The organism is Pigmentiphaga sp. MLSB6-MA01 (assembly GCF_058793475.1).
On record NZ_JBXAFV010000017.1, the window covers coordinates 90,143 to 108,008 of the forward strand.

Consider the following 17,866-nt stretch of genomic DNA (forward strand, 5'->3'; position numbering starts at 1 on the left):
CATGGGCTTTCAGAACGCGGTTTACATCGATCCGAACCCTGCCGTCGAAGGTGACTTCGCCAGCGCGAACCCGCGCGCCTCGGTGCTGGCGGGCCCCGGCCAACTGGTCGCCGGAGACAACGGCCTGACCGTCGGACGCTTTGCCTGGGTATCCAGTGGCAACGCCGGGAACGCCGGTATCGGCGCGCCGGCCGGTTTCGTGCACCGAGAGCAGCAGGGACTCATCACGATCTTCCTGGCCGAAGCCACCATGCTGGTTCCCAAGGGGTTGCCGGTGGTGCTGCACAACCTGGGTGACTTCTGGGCCAAAACCAAGACCACCGCCACGGTGGGCCAGAAGGTCTTCGCCTCGGTCACGGACGGCTCGGCCTCGACGGGTGCAGCCGGCGCTACGCTCTCGGACGGAGCTTCCTTCACCGGGGCCATTGCCGGTGCCACGCTGACGGTATCTGCGGTGGCGTCGGGTACGTTGGCCGTGGGCCAGGTGATCACCGGCGCCGGCGTAACTGCCGGCACCACCATCACGGCGCTGGGGACCGGCACCGGCGGCACCGGCACCTACACGGTCAGCGCCTCGCAGACCGTTTCCAGCGAGTCGATGACATCGACCAACTCGGTCGAGACCAAATGGTACGTCGGCAGTGCCGGCGGCGTCGGCGACCTCATCAAGATCACCACCACGCAACCGGGGTAATTCACCATGCGACATTCCGATTTCGCGCGCCTCGAGCGCATCTACGGCATCTACATGCCGGACGTGCGGGACTACGTTCCCGCCGAGTTCGCCCACGATTACGGCCTGGCAATGGACGCTGCCGGGCCGCTGGTCACCGTCAGCAACGCGGGCATCCCCTCGTACCTGGCGAACTACATCGACCCGGCGTTCACGCGGGTGCTCACCACTCCCATGAAGGCCGCGGTCATTGCCGGCGAGGTCAAGAAGGGGGACTGGACCACACTGACGGCCACCTTTCCGGTGATCGAAAGCACTGGCGAGGTGAGCTCGTACGGCGATTACAGCAACAACGGGTCGGCCGGCGCCAACGCGAACTTCCCGCAACGTCAGTCCTACCATTACCAGACCATCACCCAATGGGGCGAACGGGAACTGGAGATGGCCGGTCTCGCGCGCATCGCCTGGGCCAATGAACTGAATGTGGCGTCGGCGCTGGTGCTGAACAAGTTCCAGAACCGCAGCTATTTCTTTGGCATCTCGGGCCTGCAGAACTATGGGTTGCTGAACGACCCCGCCCTGCCGTCTCCGATCGCGCCGAATGCGACCGGATCCGGCAGCGGCACCACCTGGGCCACCAAGGATGGTGCAGCGATTTACGGCGATATCGCCAAGCTGTACACGCAACTGGTGAGTCAGGCCAAGGGGCTGGTCGACCGCGAGACGCGCATGACGCTGGCGCTGTCACCGGAAATGGAAGCCAACTTCACGAAGACGAACCAGTACAACGTCAACGTGAGCGACCAGCTCAAGAAGAACTTCCCGAACCTGCGCGTGGAGACCGCGGTCGAGTATGCCACCGACTCCGGCCAGCTGATGCAGCTGATCGCCGACGAGATCGAAGGCGCCGATACGGTCGATGTGGCGTTCACCGAAAAGCTGCGTGCCCATCCGATCATCCGCGGCCTGTCGTCGTTCCAGCAGAAGAAATCCCAGGGCACCTGGGGGGCCATCATCAAACGGCCGTTCCTGATTGCCCAGATGATTGGCCTGTAGCGCACAGCAGCAGACTCTCTCCTGCCCACCCTCGCGGCCCACTTCGGTGGGCCGCTTTTATTTCAGGGAATCACCAATGCCCAACGTATCCGTCGCTTGCAAGCTGCCCCACGGCCTCATCATGGAGTTGCCCAACGCCGAGCCCGTTCGCTTGAATGGATCGAACCATTCCGAGGCTGTTGCCGGCTTCGGCATCACCACCGTGGACAAGGATTTTTTCGAAGCCTGGAGGGCCGCGTACAACGATTTCGAGCCGCTGGCCAAGGGCCTGATCTTCGCTCAGGACCGCGCCGATTCCATCCGCGCCGAAGCCAAGGACAAGATCTCGCTCAAGACCGGCCTGGAGGGCCTGGATCCCGAAGCGCCGGCTCCCGGCATTCAAGCCGAGAACTATGAGGGCCGCAAGAAGAAGGCTTCCGAGTAAATCGTCATGGCTGTCGTCGTCTTTGATCCAGCCGCTTTTAAGGTGGTTCACCCATCCTTCGCCACGTTGACGGACGCGCAGTTGAAGTACGCGTTTTTGCAGGCGGGTCTGTACGTCAACAACACCGACTGCAGCGTCGTGCAGGACATCTCCGAGCGTGAGCTGCTGCTCGACCTTGTGACGGCACACGTTGCCGCGCTGACATACGGAGAGAATGGCCAAGGGCCGCGCCCGCTGGTGGGCCGCATCAACAGCGCGACCGAAGGATCCGTATCGGTCCAGGCGGCCATGGACGGCGTACCGGGCACGGCTGCCTGGTTCATGCAGACCCAGTACGGAGCCATGTTTTGGCAGGCGACCGCGCAGTATCGCATCGGGCGTTACGTGCCGCCTCCCGTCGAACTCCCGTACCCCTTCAACCGACCATGGCAGCAATAGGGCTCTCCGGCGGCGACAAACTCGAGGCGAAACTCGCCGAGATCGCGCGCAAGATGGGAAAAGGCGGGACGCTGCGTGTGGGGTTCCTGGAGGGTTCGACCTATCCGGACGGCACCAGCGTGCCCTACGTGGCCGCCATTCAGGAGTTCGGCGATCCCAGCCACAATCTGCCCCCGCGGTCCTACTTCCGAAGCATGATCACCAAGAAGGCCTCCGGGTGGGGTGCGTCTATGGGGCGTCTGGCTGTCGCCAACGCGTACGATCTGGATCAGACGCTGGGGCAGATGGGCGAAGGCATTCGGGGGCAGTTGCAGACCTCCATTCGCGATCTCGTTTCGCCACCTCTCAAGGCCGCCACGATCCGCCGCAAGGGCTTCTCCAAGCCGTTGATCGACACGTCGCACATGCTCAATAGCGTCGATTTCGAGGTGCAGGAATGAACCTGCACGGCCTCGTCGCCCCGATCGTAGCCGCCGTCAACCCGATGACCACCAGCACGGTGTTCTACAGCGACGGCTATACCCAAGATCCAATCGGTGATGGTACGCAGATCCCGGCGTACTCGCGCGTCGATGACGTACCGCTTCAGGTCCAAGCACTCACCGGCAAGGATCTGGAACACCTGGAGGGATTGAACCTGCAGGGCGTCCTGCGTGCCGTCTACATGAACGGAAATACGGAGGGTGTCGTGCGGCCCTATGGCAAGGGCGGCGACATCCTGGTGTTCCATGACCGCACGTGGCTCATTGGCGCAGTCCTGGAAACCTGGGACACCAGCGGATGGTGCAAGGTCGCGGTCGTCCAGCAGAAGAATTCGGAGTTGCCGCAATACGTCCTCGACCAGCTCCATACTCTCATCAACGTCACCGAGCCAGGGTACTGGCCTCAGGACTGAGCAATGGGCCTCGCCACAGATCAGACGCTGACGGAAGAGCAGATCATGGCCGCGCTGCGCCAGTTCATGCTGCGGTATGTCGACTGTCCCGTCATTCGCGCCCAGGGCAACCGTGCGCCGATGCCCGACAGCGATTTCATCGCCGTTACGCCCCTCCTGCAATTGCCGCTGGCTACCACGGTGCGACGATACCGCGACGATGACCAAGCGTCCGATGCAACCGTCTCTCGCGCGACGGAGTGGGCGGCACAGATCGACTGCTATGGCAAGGAGTCTGGCAACCGCGCGGCGATGCTCACGATGCTGCTGCGCGACCCCGAGGCCTGCGACTTCTTCCGCGAAGTCGACGCCAACCTGCAACCTCTTTTCGCGTCTGACGCTCGCCAAACCCCGCTCATCAACGGCGAACAACAGTACGAGCAGCGCTGGACGTTCGAAGCGCATTTCCAGATCAACCCCGCCGTCACGCTACCGCAGCAGTTCGCGCGCTCGCTGTCGGTGGGTCTCGTCAACGTCGATGTCTCATATCCATCGGGAGCGAAAGCATGACCATCCCCGCAAGTGCAATAGTCCAGGTCAATCCTGGCGTCATCGGGGCCGGCGGCTCGGCCCTGGACCTCAATGGCCTCATCCTGACCGATGGCACCGCGGTGCCCATCGGCGCCGTGATGGATTTCTCGAACGCTGACGATGTTGCGGACTTCTTCGGCCCCACATCGGACGAAGCCAAGATGGGCGCCGTGTACTTCAACGGCTACGACAACTCCACGAAAAAACCCGGCGCCCTGCTCTTCGCGCAATACCCGCTCGATGATGTCTCCGCCTACGTGCGTGGCGGTTCGCTGACCGGCATGACGCTGGATCAGATCAAGGCCCTATCGGGAACCCTGATCCTGACCGTGGATGGCGTCGTCAAGACCTCGGGCACGATCAACCTGTCGGCGGCCACCAGCTTCTCGAACGCCGCGACAATCATTGCCGCTGGTTTCACAAGCGGTCCGGCCGTCACCTACGACGCGCAGCGCCAGGCCTTCGTCATCGCGTCCACGACGGACGGAGCGGCGTCGACCATCACCTTCGCCACGGGCACGCTCTCGACCAGCCTGAAGCTGACCCAGGCTGCAGGCGCCGTCCTGTCCCAGGGCGCTGTGGCCGGCGTGCCAACTACCACCATGGCCGCCATAACGAAGATCACCCAGAACTGGGCGTCCTTCACCACCACCTTCGAGCCCGATACCGACGAGAAGGTCGCATTCTCGGCCTGGACGAACAGCACGAACAGACGCTACGCCTACGCCGGCTGGGACACCGATGCGCAGGCGGTCGTGTCCAACAGCTCCTCCTGCTGGGGTGCGCTCATCAAGGCGGCCAACTACTTCGGCAGCATCCCGGTTTACCAGGACAAGCTGCATGCCGCTTTCGTGCTGGGCACCATCGCCAGCATCGACTTCGAACGACTCAACGGTCGGATCACGCTGGCATTCAAGGGCCAAGGCGGCCTCTCGGCGTCCGTCCAAGACCAGACCACGGGCGATGTGTTGATCGCCAACGGCTACAACTTCTACGGCGCGTACGCCACGGCCAACGACCAGTTCGTGTTCTTCTACCCGGGCCAGGTCTCCGGCGACTACGCCTGGGCCGATAGCTACGTCAACCAGATCTGGATGAACAACGGGTTCCAACTCGCGCTCATGTCGCTGCTGACCGCGGCACCATCGATTCCCTACAACGACGGCGGCTACAGCCTCATCGAGCAGGCCTGCATGGACCCGATCAACGCGGCGCTGAACTTCGGCGCAGTACGGTCTGGCGTGGTGCTGTCGACCCAACAGGCGGCGCTCGTGAACAACGCCGCCGGCCTGGACATCTCCACCACACTCTCCACGCGCGGCTGGTACCTGCAGATTCAGCCGGCGTCGGCGCAGGTCCGCGCTGCGCGTGGTACGCCGCCCATGACCTTCTGGTACATGGACGGCCAGGCCGTGCAGAAGCTCACGCTCGCATCCATCGAACTCATGTAAGGGACAACCATGGCCACCCTCACAAATGCCAACTCCGTCATCATGCTGGCCGTGGCCGGCATTTTCCCGACCCCGCAACAACTGCAGGGCTACTCCACCGACGACATGTTCGCGGCCGCCGATGTCGCGCCGGCCGAAGTCGTGATGGGCGTGGACGGCCATCTCTCGGGCGGCTACACCCCGTATCCCGTGCCCCTGGAGATCACGCTGCAGGCCGACTCTCCCTCCATGGTGGTATTCGACACCTGGGAAGCGTTCCAGCGCACCGCGCGCGAGGTGTTCATCGCCGAGGCCAGCGTCAAGCTGCCCGGCACGAGTCAGAAATGGGCGCTCACGCGGGGCTTCCTGACGGGCTACAGCCCCATGCCGGCCGGGCGCCGCATCCTTCAGTCCCGCAAGTTCACCGTCACCTTCGAATCCTGCACACAGGCTCCGTTCTGACCATGGCACGCAAAACACTCACCATCACCATCGACGCCGCCGGGCGCGATAAGGGCAAGGTCTTCGTTCTGACCGAGATGCCCGCCTCCCAGGCCGAACGCTGGGCACTGCGCGCGCTGTCGGCCCTGGCCGGCTCGGGCGTGGAAGTGCCCGACGACTTGAAGGATGCCGGATTCGCTGGTCTCGCCCGGTACGGTATCCAGGCATTCGGCAACCTCCCATGGGAGAAGGCCGAGCCGCTGCTGGATGAGATGTTCCGCTGCGTGCAGTGCCAGCCCAGCCCCAAGGTGGTCCGCGACCTGATCGAGGACGACATCGAGGAAATCGCCACCCGACTGAAGCTGCGCATGGAGCTCTTCAAGCTGCACGCGGATTTTTTGCAGGCCGGCGTCCAATCCTGACGGGTGCCGGCCATGGCAAACACGATCCGCGCCTGCGGGAGTATGTGAACGTGCCTAAGTTGATCGGCATGGTGGTCTCGAAGCGCTTGGCGACTCTCTACGAGCTCGACACGGTCTATGGCGTCGAAGACATGTGGAACCTTATCGAGGTCGCCGTGGTTGACGCACACAACGACAGCTTGGCACCGAGGGAATAGCGACATGGCGACGATCATCGACGCGCTCGTTGTCACCCTGGGCCTCGACCCGTCGAACTTCAACAAGGGCCGCGCCCAGGTCGGCAAGGGCCTCAAGCAGACATCCGACGAAGCTGCGCGCACAGCCAAGGAGATGGAGGCCCGCGGCAAACAGGCCGCCGAGTTCTTCGCCAAGACCAAGCGCGAGGCGCTCTCCCTGATCGCTATCCTGACTGCCGGCAAGGGGCTCAAGTCCTTCATGCAGGATGCGCTCCAGACCGGCACGCAGCTCCGCAACCTGGGCGGCAACTTGCGGATGTCGGCCTCGGAACTCAAGGCGTGGGAGAAGACCTTCGAGCGCGCGGGGGGCACGGCGGCGGACGCCACCGGGTTGTTCCAACGGGCGGCGGATGAGATCGGACGGTTCCGCACAACTGGAGAAATTGGCGAGGCCCTTCGCGCCATCATGAACAGTCCTGGAGGGGGCGACATCAACGAGGCCATGCGCGGCCCCCGCGAAATGGTGTTGGAGATGTCTCGCGTGCTGCAAAGGCTCAACGAGATGAACCCGGAAATGGCCCGAGCCTGGGGCCGTAGCATGGGCCTCTCGGACGAGCAATTTTCTGTGCTCAAGCAGGGCCCAGGGGCGCTGGAAGCACAGGTATCCGCTCAGCGCCGCCTGCTGCAGCTCACGGACGCCCAGATCCAGAAGCTGGCCGAGCTCAACGCCAAGTGGGCGGACTTCAAGACCACGCTCGAGGGGATCGCCAATACGGTGCTGGTATCTGCGCTGCCGTACCTGAACCAGCTGTTGGACCTCATGGCGCGGCACCCCAACGTCACGGCCGCCGCCGCAGGCTTCCTGGCAGCCGCCGCAGCCATCAAGCTCCTGGGGGCCGCCCTGGGCATCTTGGGCGGCGGTATGGCTGCCGGCGGCCTGGCGGTGCTCGGCCGGCTGGGGCTGGCCGGCGCGGCCGCCTATGGGGGCCTGCAGGCAGCCCGCTGGCTGGGATTGCCCGATACTGACTCCGCCAGGGGGCGGCGAGAGGCGGACTCGGGGAATTGGCTGGGCGCATCCCTCCATATGCCGGCCGGCGAGTTCCTCGGCGCGGTCTGGGATCGATTCCGTGGCGTCCCCGGCTCCCTGGGGTCGGGGACAACGTCGGGCGTGGCAGGCGCCCCCCTGCCACGCGGCATTCGCAACAACAATCCAGGGAACCTCAATTTCGTCGGTCAGGCCGGCGCCAGCAAGGAATCCGGTCCCGGCGGTCGATTCGCCGTCTTCCAATCCATGGGCGAAGGCATCGCAGCGCTGTACAGCCAACTGCGCCGCTACTACGCACGAGGTCTGGACACCATAGACGAGATCGTGCGCACCTACGCGCCGGCCGTCGAGAACGACGTCAACGCCTACATTCAGGCGCTGGTGAAATCTACTGGCCTGGGCGCGAACCAGCAGATCGACGTCAACGACGCTGGCCAAATGCTGGCGCTGATCCGCGGCATCATCAACCACGAGAATGGCGCGGGATACGTGGCGGACGCAGACATCCTGCGCAGCATCGGCGCGCGCGGTGCCCCCTTCCGCAGCATTGGGGGTTCAGGATCTGTCGATGTGCGTATCGGCGAGATCAATATTTCGACCCGCGCGACGGATGCCAACGAGATCGCCAAGGACATGCGTAGCGCTGTTGAAAGCCACCCCATGCTGTCTGGACAGATTAACCAGGGAGCGTACTGATGCCGCTGATCCCCTTCCCCAATGTCCCGGATGTGCCTGGCGTGCCCGCGCTCCCGCGCACCGTCGTCATCCCGCCTTCCGACGGCATCAGCGGCGCCATCCTGAGCGCCCTGGCGCAGGCCATCGCGCCCGTGTGGGGCATCTACCAGGGCGGTCAATTGGCGCTTCAGCCTGACTCCTTCGTGGGCCTGGACTTCCGCAACGAGTCCCGTGTCTCCGACTACCCGCAGGAGCCCAACACCTTCGCCAGCTACAACAAGGTGGCGACGCCCTTCGATGTGCGTGTACGCATGGCCATCGCGGCCGACCGCGCGACGCGGACCAATTTCCTGGCGACTTGCGAAACGATGGTGCGCTCGGTCGATCTCTTTGATGTGGTGACGCCCGAGGCCACCTACCTGAACGCCACGCTGATCAGCTACGACTACCGCCGCGAGGTGCAGAACGGCGTCAGCATGCTGGTTGTGGACCTATCGCTGCGTGAAGTGCGCGTGGTGGCGCAGTCCATGTATTCCGCGAGCGGGAACCAGCCGCTGGCGGCCGAGCAGATCAAGAGCGTGAATGGCGCGAGCCCGCAGAGCACAGGCCAGGTGCGCGCGGCGCCACCGACGACGGCGCAGGCGGGGGCGATGCCATGAGGCTACTTGAGGGGCTTTGCCGGCTGTTGCTCGTAATAGCACCGCTTGGAGGCCGCAGCTTGCAGATCTGCGCCGCTGATGCCGATCAGCTGAGGGTTGAAATAGACCTCATTGACGACGGATTTGACTTCTTGTTCGCTCAGGACGCGGTATTGAGCCACGACCTTAAAGGCCTCTTCCGGGGTCAGGCCTTGATTGTGAGCTGCAATCGCCATTGGCCACGCAGCACCAAGAGCAGCGCACCTCTCTGGATCGCCCAAAGCATGCGAGGCCAGAGGTATCAAGGCCGCAGCGGCGGCAGCAAGTCTTTTCATTTTGCTCTCTCGATCTGAGGCGATTCGGTGCAAATCATACCTCTTGCTGCGACGCCATCCCAGAAACTCAGCGTCGTTCTTGCGGGCCAAAGCTGCCAAATCAACGTATACGAGAAGACGACGGGAACGTATCTCGATCTCGCCATCAACGACGAACCGATACGCACATGCGTGCTGTGCCGCGATCGCGTCAGGCTGATACGACAGGAGTATCTGGGCTTCGTCGGGGACTTGATTTTCTACGACACGCAAGGGACAGACGATCCGCAATATGCGGAGCTGGGCGCGCGGTTCCTGCTCGCATATTTGGAGGCAACAGAACTATGAGTTTCAGCAAGAAGAGAATCGAAGTAACGATCTCTCTTGGGGAGGGTCAATACGGAGAGAATGGCGCCGATGTGGTCACATTGAAAGGCTACCGAACCACCGCAACGATTTCCAATCCTGGTGGCGGCTCCATGGGAGCGCTGCAACTGCGGATGTATGGACTGAGCGAAAGCTTGATGAACCGACTGACCGTGATCGGCCCGATCAACACCCAGGTCCGGAGAAACTTCATTTCGGTTTCGGCGGGTAACGATGAATCTGGATTGTCCGAGATATATGCGGGAACGATCACCAGCTCTTGGCGCGACTCCCGACAAGCTCCCGAGGTCTATCTCAACGTCATCGCCCTCGCCGGCTTGTTCGAGATCGTGAAGCCGGTTCAGCCTCGCTCATATAGCGGGCCTGTTGACGTAGCGCTGATTATGGCAGATCTGGCAAAGCAAATCGGCGCCGCATTTGAAAACAACGGCGTGCACGTCGTTCTTAGTTCGCCCTATCTCCCTGGAACCGCCTGGATGCAGATCCAGGCCGCCGCGATTGCCGCGAAGATCAATGCTGTTCTCGAACGCGGAGTGCTGGCCATTTGGCCGAAGGACGGCGCTCGGGCTGGAGGCATACCCGTCATCTCGCCTGAAACCGGGCTGGCTAGCTTTCCAAACTTCTCGAGTAATGGCTTGGAGCTGACATCTGTATTCAATCCCAACATCGTTCAGGGCGGTCAGGTGGATGTCCGCAGTTCTCTCCTCGGTGCGAATGGGCGCTGGAATGTGAATAACGTTGTGCACGCCATCGACGCGGAAGTACCCAATGGCAATTGGTTTACACATATTCAAGGTTTCCCCGCCAGCGGCCAAATCAGGACGGTATAAATGGCAACCGAACTAGGATTCCAAGGCGCAATAGATCCACGGACAAATGGATCGCAATTCAATGTGTTGACCTTCGTCATCCGCCAGATGTTGGCGAATGTCCGCACCGCCACCCTCGTCCGTATCATCTCCTGCACGAACGACGGCGCCCTCTCGCCGGTCGGCTTCGTGGACGTGCAGCCGCTGGTGAACCAGCTCGACGGCTTCGGCAACGCGGTGCCACACGTGACGGTCTACCGGCTCCCGTACCTGCGCATCCAGGGGGGCGCCAATGCGGTCATCATCGACCCGCAGCCAGGCGATATCGGCGTTGCCGTGTTCGCGGACCGGGATATCTCGTCCGTCAAGGCCACGCGTGCGCAGGCGAATCCGGGCTCCGCGCGCATGTTCGACATGGCCGATGGGATGTACCTGGGCGGCATGCTCAACGGTACGCCCGCGCAATGGCTGCGCTTCTCGGATGCGGGCATCGAGATCTCGTCCCCCTCCAAGATCACGCTGTCCGCGCCAGTCATCGAACTCGACGGCCATCTTGTGCAGGGCCAGGGCGAGCATGGCGGCGATGCGGTTCTGCGGGGCCCTGTCACCGTGATCGAGGATCTGACCGCCGCGGGCATCAGCGTCAGCACGCACACGCATGGCGGCGTCGAACCGGGCAGCAGCAACACCGCGGAGCCGAACCCATCATGAAATCTCTGCTGCTCGATCGGACGGCCTGGGATCTCGTGGTGGATGCCGCTGGCAACATCGCCGCCGCCACCAACCCCTACGCACTTGCCCAGGATGTCGCCTGCGCGGTCAAGCTGTTCCAGGGAGAGTGCTGGTACGACACGACCAAGGGCATTCCGTACTGGCAGGACATCCTCGGGCAATGGCCACCCCTGTCCGTCGTGCAGGCCGCCATCGTCAAAGCCGCGCTGACCGTGCCCGGCGTCATTGCCGCTCGATGCGATGCGATCAATTTCGCTGACCGCACCATCACCGGCCAGGTCATCGTCACCGACAGCGCTGACATCGAGCAGATCGTCAACTTCTGAGGACCCCATGCCAACCAACGTGCCCGATATCGAGTTCACGCCAGCCGGCCTCGTGCTGCCGCAGGAGGCCGACATCCTGGCCGGCGTGCGCGCGGATATGGACGCTGCATTCGGCGGCGGCCTGAACCCAGCACCAGAGACCCCGCAGGGCCAACTGGCTGCCTCGCAGACTGCCATTGTTGGCCAAAAGAACGCCGCCATTGCCTCTCTGGTCAACCAAGTGGATCCCGATTTTGCGGCTGGACGCATGCAGGACGCCATCGGCCGCATCTATTTCATCGATCGAAAGCCGGGGCGCCCCACGGCGGTGATCGCGACCTGTATCGGCTTGGCCGGCACAGTCATCCAGGTCGGCGCTCGCGCGCAGGCCACCGACGGCAACCTGTACGTCTGCACCCAGGCCGGTACGATCCCGGCCGGCGGCAGCATTGACCTGCAGTTCGCATGCTCTGTGACAGGGCCTATCCCGTGCCCAGCCGGCTCGCTGAACCGAATCTACCAGGCCATCCCGGGCTGTGACGCCATCAACAACAGCGGCGACGGTACGCCGGGTGCCACGGTGGAAAGTCGGGCGGAATTCGAGGAACGGCGGCGCAACTCGGTGGCCATCAACGCCAAGGGTTCGATCCAGGCGATTTATGCCAACGTGTTGAACGTGGACGGCGTGTTGGACGCGTACGCGACCGAAAACCCGACCAGCGCGCCACTGACCATCGGCGGCTATACCCTGGTGCCGCACTCGATCTACGTCGCCGCTATCGGTGGTGCCGCCGCGGACATCGCGCGCGCGATCTGGCAGAAGAAGAGCAATGGTTCCGACTACAACGGCAACACATCGGTTGTCGTGCAGGACACCGAGGGCTACGGCTACCCCTATCCCTCCTACACGGTCAAATTCGAGATCCCGACAGATCTTCCCGTTCTATACGCGATCGAGATCGTCAATAACCCGAGCCTGCCGGCCAACATCGTTTCCCTGGTCAAGGCTGCTGTGGTCGCTGCTTTTAATGGGACGGATGGCGGCATTCGCGCCCGCATCGGCTCGACCATCCTCGCCAGCCGCTACTACGCACCGGTCGCCGCGGTCAGTCCGAGTGTGCAACTCCTTTCCGTGCTGATCGGCACATCCACGGCAACCGAAACATCGGTCGTTGTGCCGATCGACCGCCGGCCAACCATCGCCCCTGATGACATCACGGTAACGCTCGTATGAGCAACGTCACTCCCAACACCGGCCTAGTGCGCGACACGCTGATCAGCCAATATGGCAACAGCCCGACCGTCATCGCACTGCTTAACAGCTTCGATGAAAGCGTCAATGCTGATGCCGATCTGGAGGTGTTCTATAGCTATGTGTGGAACGTACTCACGGCGCAAGGGTTCGGCCTCGACATCTGGGGCAGGATCGTGGGCGTTGGGCGCGAATTGACCATCCCAGGCGAGATCACGTTCTTGGGCTACCAGGAAGCCAGCGACTGGCAACCGTTCGGTCAGGCGCCGCTCTACGCGGGAGACTTGCCCACCGAGACCTATGTGCTGGCAGACGACGCTTATCGCACGCTGATACTGATCAAGGCGCTGACCAATATCTCGGACTGTACGTCCCCATCGCTGAACAACCTGCTGCAAACCATGTTCAGCAGCCGCGGACGGTGCTACGTGACCGACACCGGCAACATGGAAATGCGCTATGTCTTCGAGTTTGACCTAGCTCCCTTTGAGATTGCGATTCTGACCCAATCCGGAGCGATTCCGCGGCCCGCTGGGGTACTGGTCAACATTCTGCAGGTCGCGTTACCCACCACATTTGGCTTTAACGAGGGCGCCGGATTGCCATTCGGTCAAGGCGTCTTCTTTACCTCATCGGGGCTCATCCATGCTGGCATCTAACGCACCCTTCAAGATCCAATTGCCGTTCGCCGACAGCGGCACCAAGAACACCATTCCTGTTCCGTCTCAGGTCAGCGCAACGCCTGGACTTGCGTCATTCACGACAGGCTTTCCGCCATTGACCTTTACTCCTGTCGCGGCGGGCGGCGTTCCGCCTTTTGGTGCCGACTTCAACGGAATTCTGTTTGCCATAACGGCCGTTCAGCAATGGCAATCAGCAGGCGGCCTATTTCACTTTGACGCGGACTTTGCGAGCAGTGTGGGAGGCTATCCGAAAGGCGCGGTGTTGTTGAATATCGCCAACGATGGATTGTGGATGAATCTTGTCGATGCCAATACATCGAATCCAGATGCCACTGACGGAAGCGCTGCAAACTGGACACCCTTGGCGGCCGGCGGAGCGACTTCTGTTGCCCTTACCTCCGTGAATGTCACTCTCACCCCCGCCCAATACTGTCGACAGCTCATCCTGTTGACCGGCACGCTGACCGGCAATGTGCAGGTGATTCTCCCGCCCCTGGCTGGCGAGTGGCACATTGTGAACCTTACCTCCGGGGCGTTCGCGGTATCAACCTTGGTATCTGGGGGCACTCCAGTTGCGCTCGCCCAGGGAGGCGCCGCCATCGTGCGCGGCAATGGTTCGAATGCGCTGGTCGATCCGCTCCAGGTCGGGACGGCAACGCAGGGGCCGCATGCCCTGAACCTGGCTCAGCTCTCCGCCACCCTGTCTACCAGTGGCTACATGAAAGTGCCGTCGCTCGTTAGCGGGGTACGCCGAGACATCATCATCCAATGGGGAAGCCTAACTCTCCCGACTGGCGATGGTGACATCGTCACGTTGCCCATCGCGTTTCCCAATGCCATCTTGAACGTCACCTCATCCGATAGCGGAAGCGGTTCAAAGCCGACAGGCTGGGCACCGAACGGATCGTCACTATCCACATTTCTTGGGTATGGAAAAAACCCAACCGGCGTATACGAAAACACCGCCTACACCTACAAGGCCATTGGCTACTGAGGAGCCACTATGACAATCATCGCATCCAGGCAACAGTGCGGCTTCTTCCCTCTTGATATGCGTGCCGAATACGAATCAGCAGGAACCTGGCCCTCGGACGGCATCGAGATTTCCGATGAAGACTATATCGCGCTGATCGACGCTCAGGCGATGGGTCAAATTATCGACTGGTCGAATGCCACGCCTTCCGCCAAAGCCGCCCCTCCCGCATCCAGCGAGCGACTCGAGCAAGGAGCTTTCGCGAAGCGCGATGCGCTGCTTTCTACGGCCGCATTACGCATTGCCCCCTTGCAGGACGCCGTCGATCTCGGCACCAACACGGCAGACGAGCAGACACGCCTGACTGCCTGGAAGAGCTATCGCGTGGCACTCAATCGCATCAACGAACAAGAAGGATTTCCGATCGAGATCGCGTGGCCGCTGCCGCCGACCTGACCAATCTTGAATTCCGCATGAACCGAAACCCGCCTTGAGCGGGTTTTTTGTTTTTTGGGAAACCAAAAATGACAGCCCAAGACGTTCCAGTCCTCAGTGAAGACGTCGCGAAGAATCACGAATATGTGCACGGCGCTGTTGGCACATATGTTGAAACCGAGAATGGCCTATTGCCGTCTCTCGCGACGCAGGTTTGGAATAACAACGCCGCCATCAATGAAGGCGGCCTGTTGGCGGAGGTAAATGCCGGAGTAGCCGCGGCCCAGGCCGCGTCCGCTGATGCCCAGATCGCTGCCGTTCAGAGTGGCAACAATCTGGCCGCGGCCCAGGTGAGCGCAACCAATTCCGGATCTAGTGCAGAAGCGGCGCATCAGTCGGAACTGAACGCCGCAGCCTCTGCCGGCGAAGCTGCCGGCGTGGTCGACAACTTCAAGGCCGCCCTATCTGCCGCGGCGGGATCAGCTCTGGTGGGTTACCAACACTCGCCCGCAGCCCTCATCGAGACCGTCGAGCGTTCCCTGCAAAAGTGGTTTAGCGCATGGGAATATTTCCCTGGCATATCTCGTGTCGCCCTATCCCCAATCGTCGGCACGATCCGAAACAACGGCGATCAATCCGATCCATTCAAATTCTGGCAACTGATCGACTACAGCGGGCATGCCCCCGTAGGGTTTCGGAACGCTGCTGGCGCTGGCATGCAGATCGAGACCACGGATGCCGTCATTCGAATCCACCACAACATCGGCGGCAACATCACTGGTGGCGTGATCGCCGCAGTCGATGAAACGCTTGCACAGACAGGGCTGCGCCTCGGCACATCGGTAGGCGAGAACACCACCGAAATCACCCTTTACCGCGACATAGCGGGAATGGTTTCACGTTCCTCGAGTGGCGATTGGAATGTGCCTTTCAGCAACGGGATCAAGTCGATCGCGTGGGATGCGGCGGGCGGCTATCTTGTCATCACGCATGCTGACTGTCCGAATGCCGCAATCAACGTGGATCAGCAGGGAGGTGCCGAGCCAGGCCAGTGGCTGGCACAAGCGACCCAGGTCGACAAAAACACGACTCGCGTGTCATTCGTGCGCGCGCAGGGCCTCGTTCACTCGGCACGTATTGAGTGGAACAGCGGTTTCAATATCGTCGGCAACTCGCAAAACCTGACTATCGACAGCTACAACCCGACGACGGGCGACCTCATTCTTGTTGCCACCGGGGGCGATGTGTTCGGCTACGACGCCGGAGCCACGGCATTCGCTACGCCATATCACCCGGTACTGACCGCGGTCGCGGGCTCTTCGATCACCCTCAACGTATACAACACGTCGGGTGTGAAGATCACCAGTTCGTTGGACGCTCTGTGCAAGTTCATCGTGCGCGCCCAGAGCCGCCGGCAACCCACACAGCCGTCTCCATCCACGAATTTCGCAATTCGTTTGAACAGTCGCAGCCAGATCAATCCCAAGAGCATCACTGCCGCGGATTACCCCGCCGGGAATCTGTGGATCATCGGCTTTACCGCGAGGGTTTGATGATGCAAATCGAAGATTCTGCAATTTTTTATGCCAGCCGAACGACGGAAACGGGGGCCGGCATCGGCGTCCTGGGTTGGATCGCGTCGGTGAATTGGATCGGCTGGGCCGGCGTGCTGATCGCGCTGTTGGGTGCGCTGGCCAACGTCTACTACCAGCGACGCCGCGACCGGCGCGAGCGGGCGGCCATTGAAGCCGAAGAGCGCCGCCGCCAGGAATTGCACGATGCCCAGATGGCAGCGATCCATGAAAGGTGCGAGCTATGACCCCCACGCAAACCCGGGCCGCAGCGGCCGCTCTCGCTGTCGCCATCGCGGCGCCCGCCGAGGGGCTGCGCAACTGGGCCTACCGCGACCCCGTCGGCATTCCGACCATCTGTTTCGGCTACACGCGCGGTGTGCAGATGGACGACTACAAGAGCACGGACGAATGCCGTGGGCTGCTCACCAGCGAAATGCTGGCGGCCGTGGACCAAGTGGAGCGGTGCGTGCCTGGCCTGCCAGTCGAGGTCCTGGCGGCGTTCGCGGATGCCGTCTACAACCTCGGGCCCACCATCGCGTGCAATCAGCGCGCGTCCACCGCGGCACGATACCTGGCCGCCGGCCGGCTGCTGGACGCCTGCCATCAGTTGCCGCGCTGGGACAATGCGCGGATCGCCGGCATTCTGATGCCGCTGCCTGGGCTCACGAAGCGACGGGCGCTGGCGCGGGATATCTGCGTTCAGGGGGCCGCATGATCCCCGCCTGGCTGCGATACGGGACCGTGGCGGCGCTCGCAGGCATCGCCGTAGGTCTCGCCCAGGGTTGGCGCTACGGCGAGCGTATCGCGGCGCTGGAGCGGGACTGGAGCCGGGAACGGGCGGCGATATCAGACTCTGCGCGCCAGGCCGAGGCGGCAACCAGAGCGGTCGAGTCGCAAATGCAAGGAGCGGTTGAGCATGTCAGAACAGAATCCCGCGCCCGCGAGGCGCAATATGCCGATGCTGCTGCTGGTGCTCGCGCTGAGCGTGACCGGCTGCGCCAGCAACTCAACGCCGCCGGCCGTGGTGGTGTCGCCCCCCAGGATCCCAGCACCGGATCCGGCCTGGATGGAGCCCCCGACAACGCCGCCGTGCTGCGGTTCGTGGTCGGCCAGTGCGTCGACCGATATATCGACGTGGCGGCAGAGGCTGACAGGCTCGGGGCCAGACTGATGGGGTTGCAGGGGTACGTGCGGGCTATTCGGCAGTGACCCGCTCGGCCCGCACGGCAGCCCAGAAATAGTGGCGGTGCTTGTTGTGTCTGGCCTGCTTTCGGACGAATCGGATCCGAACCCGGCCGACATGCTCGACGGTGATTAACACGCTGGGGTTGAGGTTCGTGGCGGTTGCCGGATCGGGCAGCGCGTTGGTCGCTTGGGCGATGGCCTCGCCGTGGATCTGACCCAGGATGCCGTTGTCGTCTTTGTCCATCTTTCAGTTCCTACATGGACAGAGAGTATAGGGCGCCGGAGAACAGCCTCGATTGGATGTGAGGCAGCCGGTCAATAAATCCCCCACCAC

At 62.4% G+C, this 17,866-nt stretch carries 26 protein-coding genes; 24 read left to right on the top strand and 2 right to left on the bottom strand.

The annotated features are described in order from the left end of the window. Position 1 precedes the first annotated feature (1 nt). The 12 genes from AC1Q6E_RS24130 to AC1Q6E_RS24185 all read left to right on the top strand — a co-directional run bounded on the left by AC1Q6E_RS24130 (position 2) and on the right by AC1Q6E_RS24185 (position 8,904). Complete coding sequence (locus AC1Q6E_RS24130) at positions 2–694, top strand: structural cement protein Gp24 (RefSeq protein ID WP_492573672.1); 693 nt, start codon at positions 2–4, stop codon at positions 692–694. A gap of 6 nt (positions 695–700) precedes the next feature. Further along, positions 701–1,729: a major capsid family protein gene (locus tag AC1Q6E_RS24135; RefSeq protein WP_492573673.1), complete on the top strand. Its 1,029-nt coding sequence runs from the start codon at positions 701–703 to the stop codon at positions 1,727–1,729. Between the two features lie 76 nt (positions 1,730–1,805). Beyond that, positions 1,806–2,153 (top strand): hypothetical protein, encoded by a 348-nt coding sequence (locus tag AC1Q6E_RS24140; protein ID WP_492573674.1) that lies wholly within the window; start codon positions 1,806–1,808, stop codon positions 2,151–2,153. Positions 2,154–2,159: 6 nt separating this feature from the next. Further along, the gene (locus AC1Q6E_RS24145; RefSeq protein ID WP_492573675.1) at positions 2,160–2,591 is read left to right on the top strand and encodes a DUF4054 domain-containing protein; all 432 of its coding nucleotides are present in this window, start codon (positions 2,160–2,162) and stop codon (positions 2,589–2,591) included. Next, positions 2,579–3,031, top strand: a complete 453-nt coding sequence (locus AC1Q6E_RS24150) for a hypothetical protein (protein ID WP_492573676.1) — start codon at positions 2,579–2,581, stop codon at positions 3,029–3,031. The genes AC1Q6E_RS24145 and AC1Q6E_RS24150 overlap by 13 nt, the downstream gene beginning before the upstream one ends. Continuing rightward, entirely contained in the window at positions 3,028–3,486 is a 459-nt protein-coding gene (locus tag AC1Q6E_RS24155) for a hypothetical protein (RefSeq protein ID WP_492573677.1), read from the top strand. Before AC1Q6E_RS24150 ends, AC1Q6E_RS24155 begins: the two co-directional genes overlap by 4 nt. Positions 3,487–3,489: 3 nt before the next feature. Next, the gene (locus tag AC1Q6E_RS24160; RefSeq protein WP_492573678.1) at positions 3,490–4,035 is read left to right on the top strand and encodes a phage neck terminator protein; all 546 of its coding nucleotides are present in this window, start codon (positions 3,490–3,492) and stop codon (positions 4,033–4,035) included. Then, on the top strand, positions 4,032–5,507 hold the full coding sequence (locus AC1Q6E_RS24165) for a DUF3383 domain-containing protein (RefSeq protein ID WP_492573679.1): 1,476 nt from the start codon (positions 4,032–4,034) through the stop codon (positions 5,505–5,507). The genes AC1Q6E_RS24160 and AC1Q6E_RS24165 overlap by 4 nt, the downstream gene beginning before the upstream one ends. Positions 5,508–5,516: 9 nt before the next feature. Next, the gene (locus AC1Q6E_RS24170; RefSeq protein ID WP_492573680.1) at positions 5,517–5,948 is read left to right on the top strand and encodes a phage tail fiber protein; all 432 of its coding nucleotides are present in this window, start codon (positions 5,517–5,519) and stop codon (positions 5,946–5,948) included. Between the two features lie 2 nt (positions 5,949–5,950). After that, positions 5,951–6,349: a hypothetical protein gene (locus AC1Q6E_RS24175; RefSeq protein WP_492573681.1), complete on the top strand. Its 399-nt coding sequence runs from the start codon at positions 5,951–5,953 to the stop codon at positions 6,347–6,349. Between the two features lie 201 nt (positions 6,350–6,550). Continuing rightward, entirely contained in the window at positions 6,551–8,266 is a 1,716-nt protein-coding gene (locus tag AC1Q6E_RS24180; RefSeq protein WP_492573682.1) for a hypothetical protein, read from the top strand. After that, complete coding sequence (locus AC1Q6E_RS24185; protein WP_492573683.1) at positions 8,266–8,904, top strand: phage baseplate protein; 639 nt, start codon at positions 8,266–8,268, stop codon at positions 8,902–8,904. The genes AC1Q6E_RS24180 and AC1Q6E_RS24185 overlap by 1 nt, the downstream gene beginning before the upstream one ends. Before the next feature lie 2 nt (positions 8,905–8,906). Here the strand turns inward: AC1Q6E_RS24185 and AC1Q6E_RS24190 are convergent, their stop codons facing one another. Further along, positions 8,907–9,218 (bottom strand): hypothetical protein, encoded by a 312-nt coding sequence (locus AC1Q6E_RS24190; protein ID WP_492573684.1) that lies wholly within the window; start codon positions 9,216–9,218, stop codon positions 8,907–8,909. A 27-nt stretch (positions 9,219–9,245) separates the two neighbouring features. Here AC1Q6E_RS24190 and AC1Q6E_RS24195 point away from each other — a divergent pair, with 27 nt between their 5' ends. From AC1Q6E_RS24195 to AC1Q6E_RS24250, 12 genes are all read left to right on the top strand, one after another. After that, on the top strand, positions 9,246–9,545 hold the full coding sequence (locus AC1Q6E_RS24195; protein WP_492573685.1) for a phage baseplate plug family protein: 300 nt from the start codon (positions 9,246–9,248) through the stop codon (positions 9,543–9,545). Further along, positions 9,542–10,414 carry a baseplate hub protein gene (locus tag AC1Q6E_RS24200; RefSeq protein ID WP_492573686.1) on the top strand — a complete coding sequence of 291 codons (873 nt, stop codon included), beginning with the start codon at positions 9,542–9,544 and terminating at the stop codon, positions 10,412–10,414. Before AC1Q6E_RS24195 ends, AC1Q6E_RS24200 begins: the two co-directional genes overlap by 4 nt. Positions 10,415–10,477: 63 nt before the next feature. After that, a complete protein-coding gene (locus AC1Q6E_RS24205; protein WP_492573687.1) occupies positions 10,478–11,104 on the top strand; it encodes an oxidoreductase in 627 nt (208 codons plus the stop codon). After that, positions 11,101–11,451, top strand: a complete 351-nt coding sequence (locus AC1Q6E_RS24210) for a contractile injection system sheath initiator (RefSeq protein ID WP_492573688.1) — start codon at positions 11,101–11,103, stop codon at positions 11,449–11,451. Before AC1Q6E_RS24205 ends, AC1Q6E_RS24210 begins: the two co-directional genes overlap by 4 nt. A gap of 7 nt (positions 11,452–11,458) precedes the next feature. Further along, positions 11,459–12,664, top strand: coding sequence for a baseplate J/gp47 family protein (locus AC1Q6E_RS24215; RefSeq protein WP_492573689.1), 1,206 nt, complete (start codon positions 11,459–11,461; stop codon positions 12,662–12,664). Beyond that, positions 12,661–13,341 (top strand): DUF2612 domain-containing protein, encoded by a 681-nt coding sequence (locus tag AC1Q6E_RS24220; RefSeq protein ID WP_492573690.1) that lies wholly within the window; start codon positions 12,661–12,663, stop codon positions 13,339–13,341. Before AC1Q6E_RS24215 ends, AC1Q6E_RS24220 begins: the two co-directional genes overlap by 4 nt. Continuing rightward, a complete protein-coding gene (locus tag AC1Q6E_RS24225; RefSeq protein WP_492573691.1) occupies positions 13,328–14,359 on the top strand; it encodes a gp53-like domain-containing protein in 1,032 nt (343 codons plus the stop codon). Before AC1Q6E_RS24220 ends, AC1Q6E_RS24225 begins: the two co-directional genes overlap by 14 nt. Positions 14,360–14,368: 9 nt before the next feature. Beyond that, entirely contained in the window at positions 14,369–14,794 is a 426-nt protein-coding gene (locus tag AC1Q6E_RS24230) for a tail fiber assembly protein (RefSeq protein ID WP_492573692.1), read from the top strand. A 68-nt stretch (positions 14,795–14,862) separates the two neighbouring features. Continuing rightward, positions 14,863–16,326, top strand: coding sequence for a hypothetical protein (locus tag AC1Q6E_RS24235; RefSeq protein ID WP_492573693.1), 1,464 nt, complete (start codon positions 14,863–14,865; stop codon positions 16,324–16,326). Next, positions 16,326–16,592, top strand: a complete 267-nt coding sequence (locus AC1Q6E_RS24240; protein WP_492573695.1) for a holin — start codon at positions 16,326–16,328, stop codon at positions 16,590–16,592. The genes AC1Q6E_RS24235 and AC1Q6E_RS24240 overlap by 1 nt, the downstream gene beginning before the upstream one ends. Further along, a complete protein-coding gene (locus tag AC1Q6E_RS24245; protein ID WP_492573696.1) occupies positions 16,589–17,062 on the top strand; it encodes a glycoside hydrolase family protein in 474 nt (157 codons plus the stop codon). Before AC1Q6E_RS24240 ends, AC1Q6E_RS24245 begins: the two co-directional genes overlap by 4 nt. Beyond that, the gene (locus AC1Q6E_RS24250; RefSeq protein ID WP_492573697.1) at positions 17,059–17,556 is read left to right on the top strand and encodes a DUF2514 family protein; all 498 of its coding nucleotides are present in this window, start codon (positions 17,059–17,061) and stop codon (positions 17,554–17,556) included. The genes AC1Q6E_RS24245 and AC1Q6E_RS24250 overlap by 4 nt, the downstream gene beginning before the upstream one ends. Here AC1Q6E_RS24250 and AC1Q6E_RS24255 read toward each other — a convergent pair. Then, a complete protein-coding gene (locus AC1Q6E_RS24255) occupies positions 17,543–17,776 on the bottom strand; it encodes a hypothetical protein (RefSeq protein ID WP_492573698.1) in 234 nt (77 codons plus the stop codon). The genes AC1Q6E_RS24250 and AC1Q6E_RS24255 overlap by 14 nt on opposite strands. Positions 17,777–17,866 lie beyond the last annotated feature (90 nt).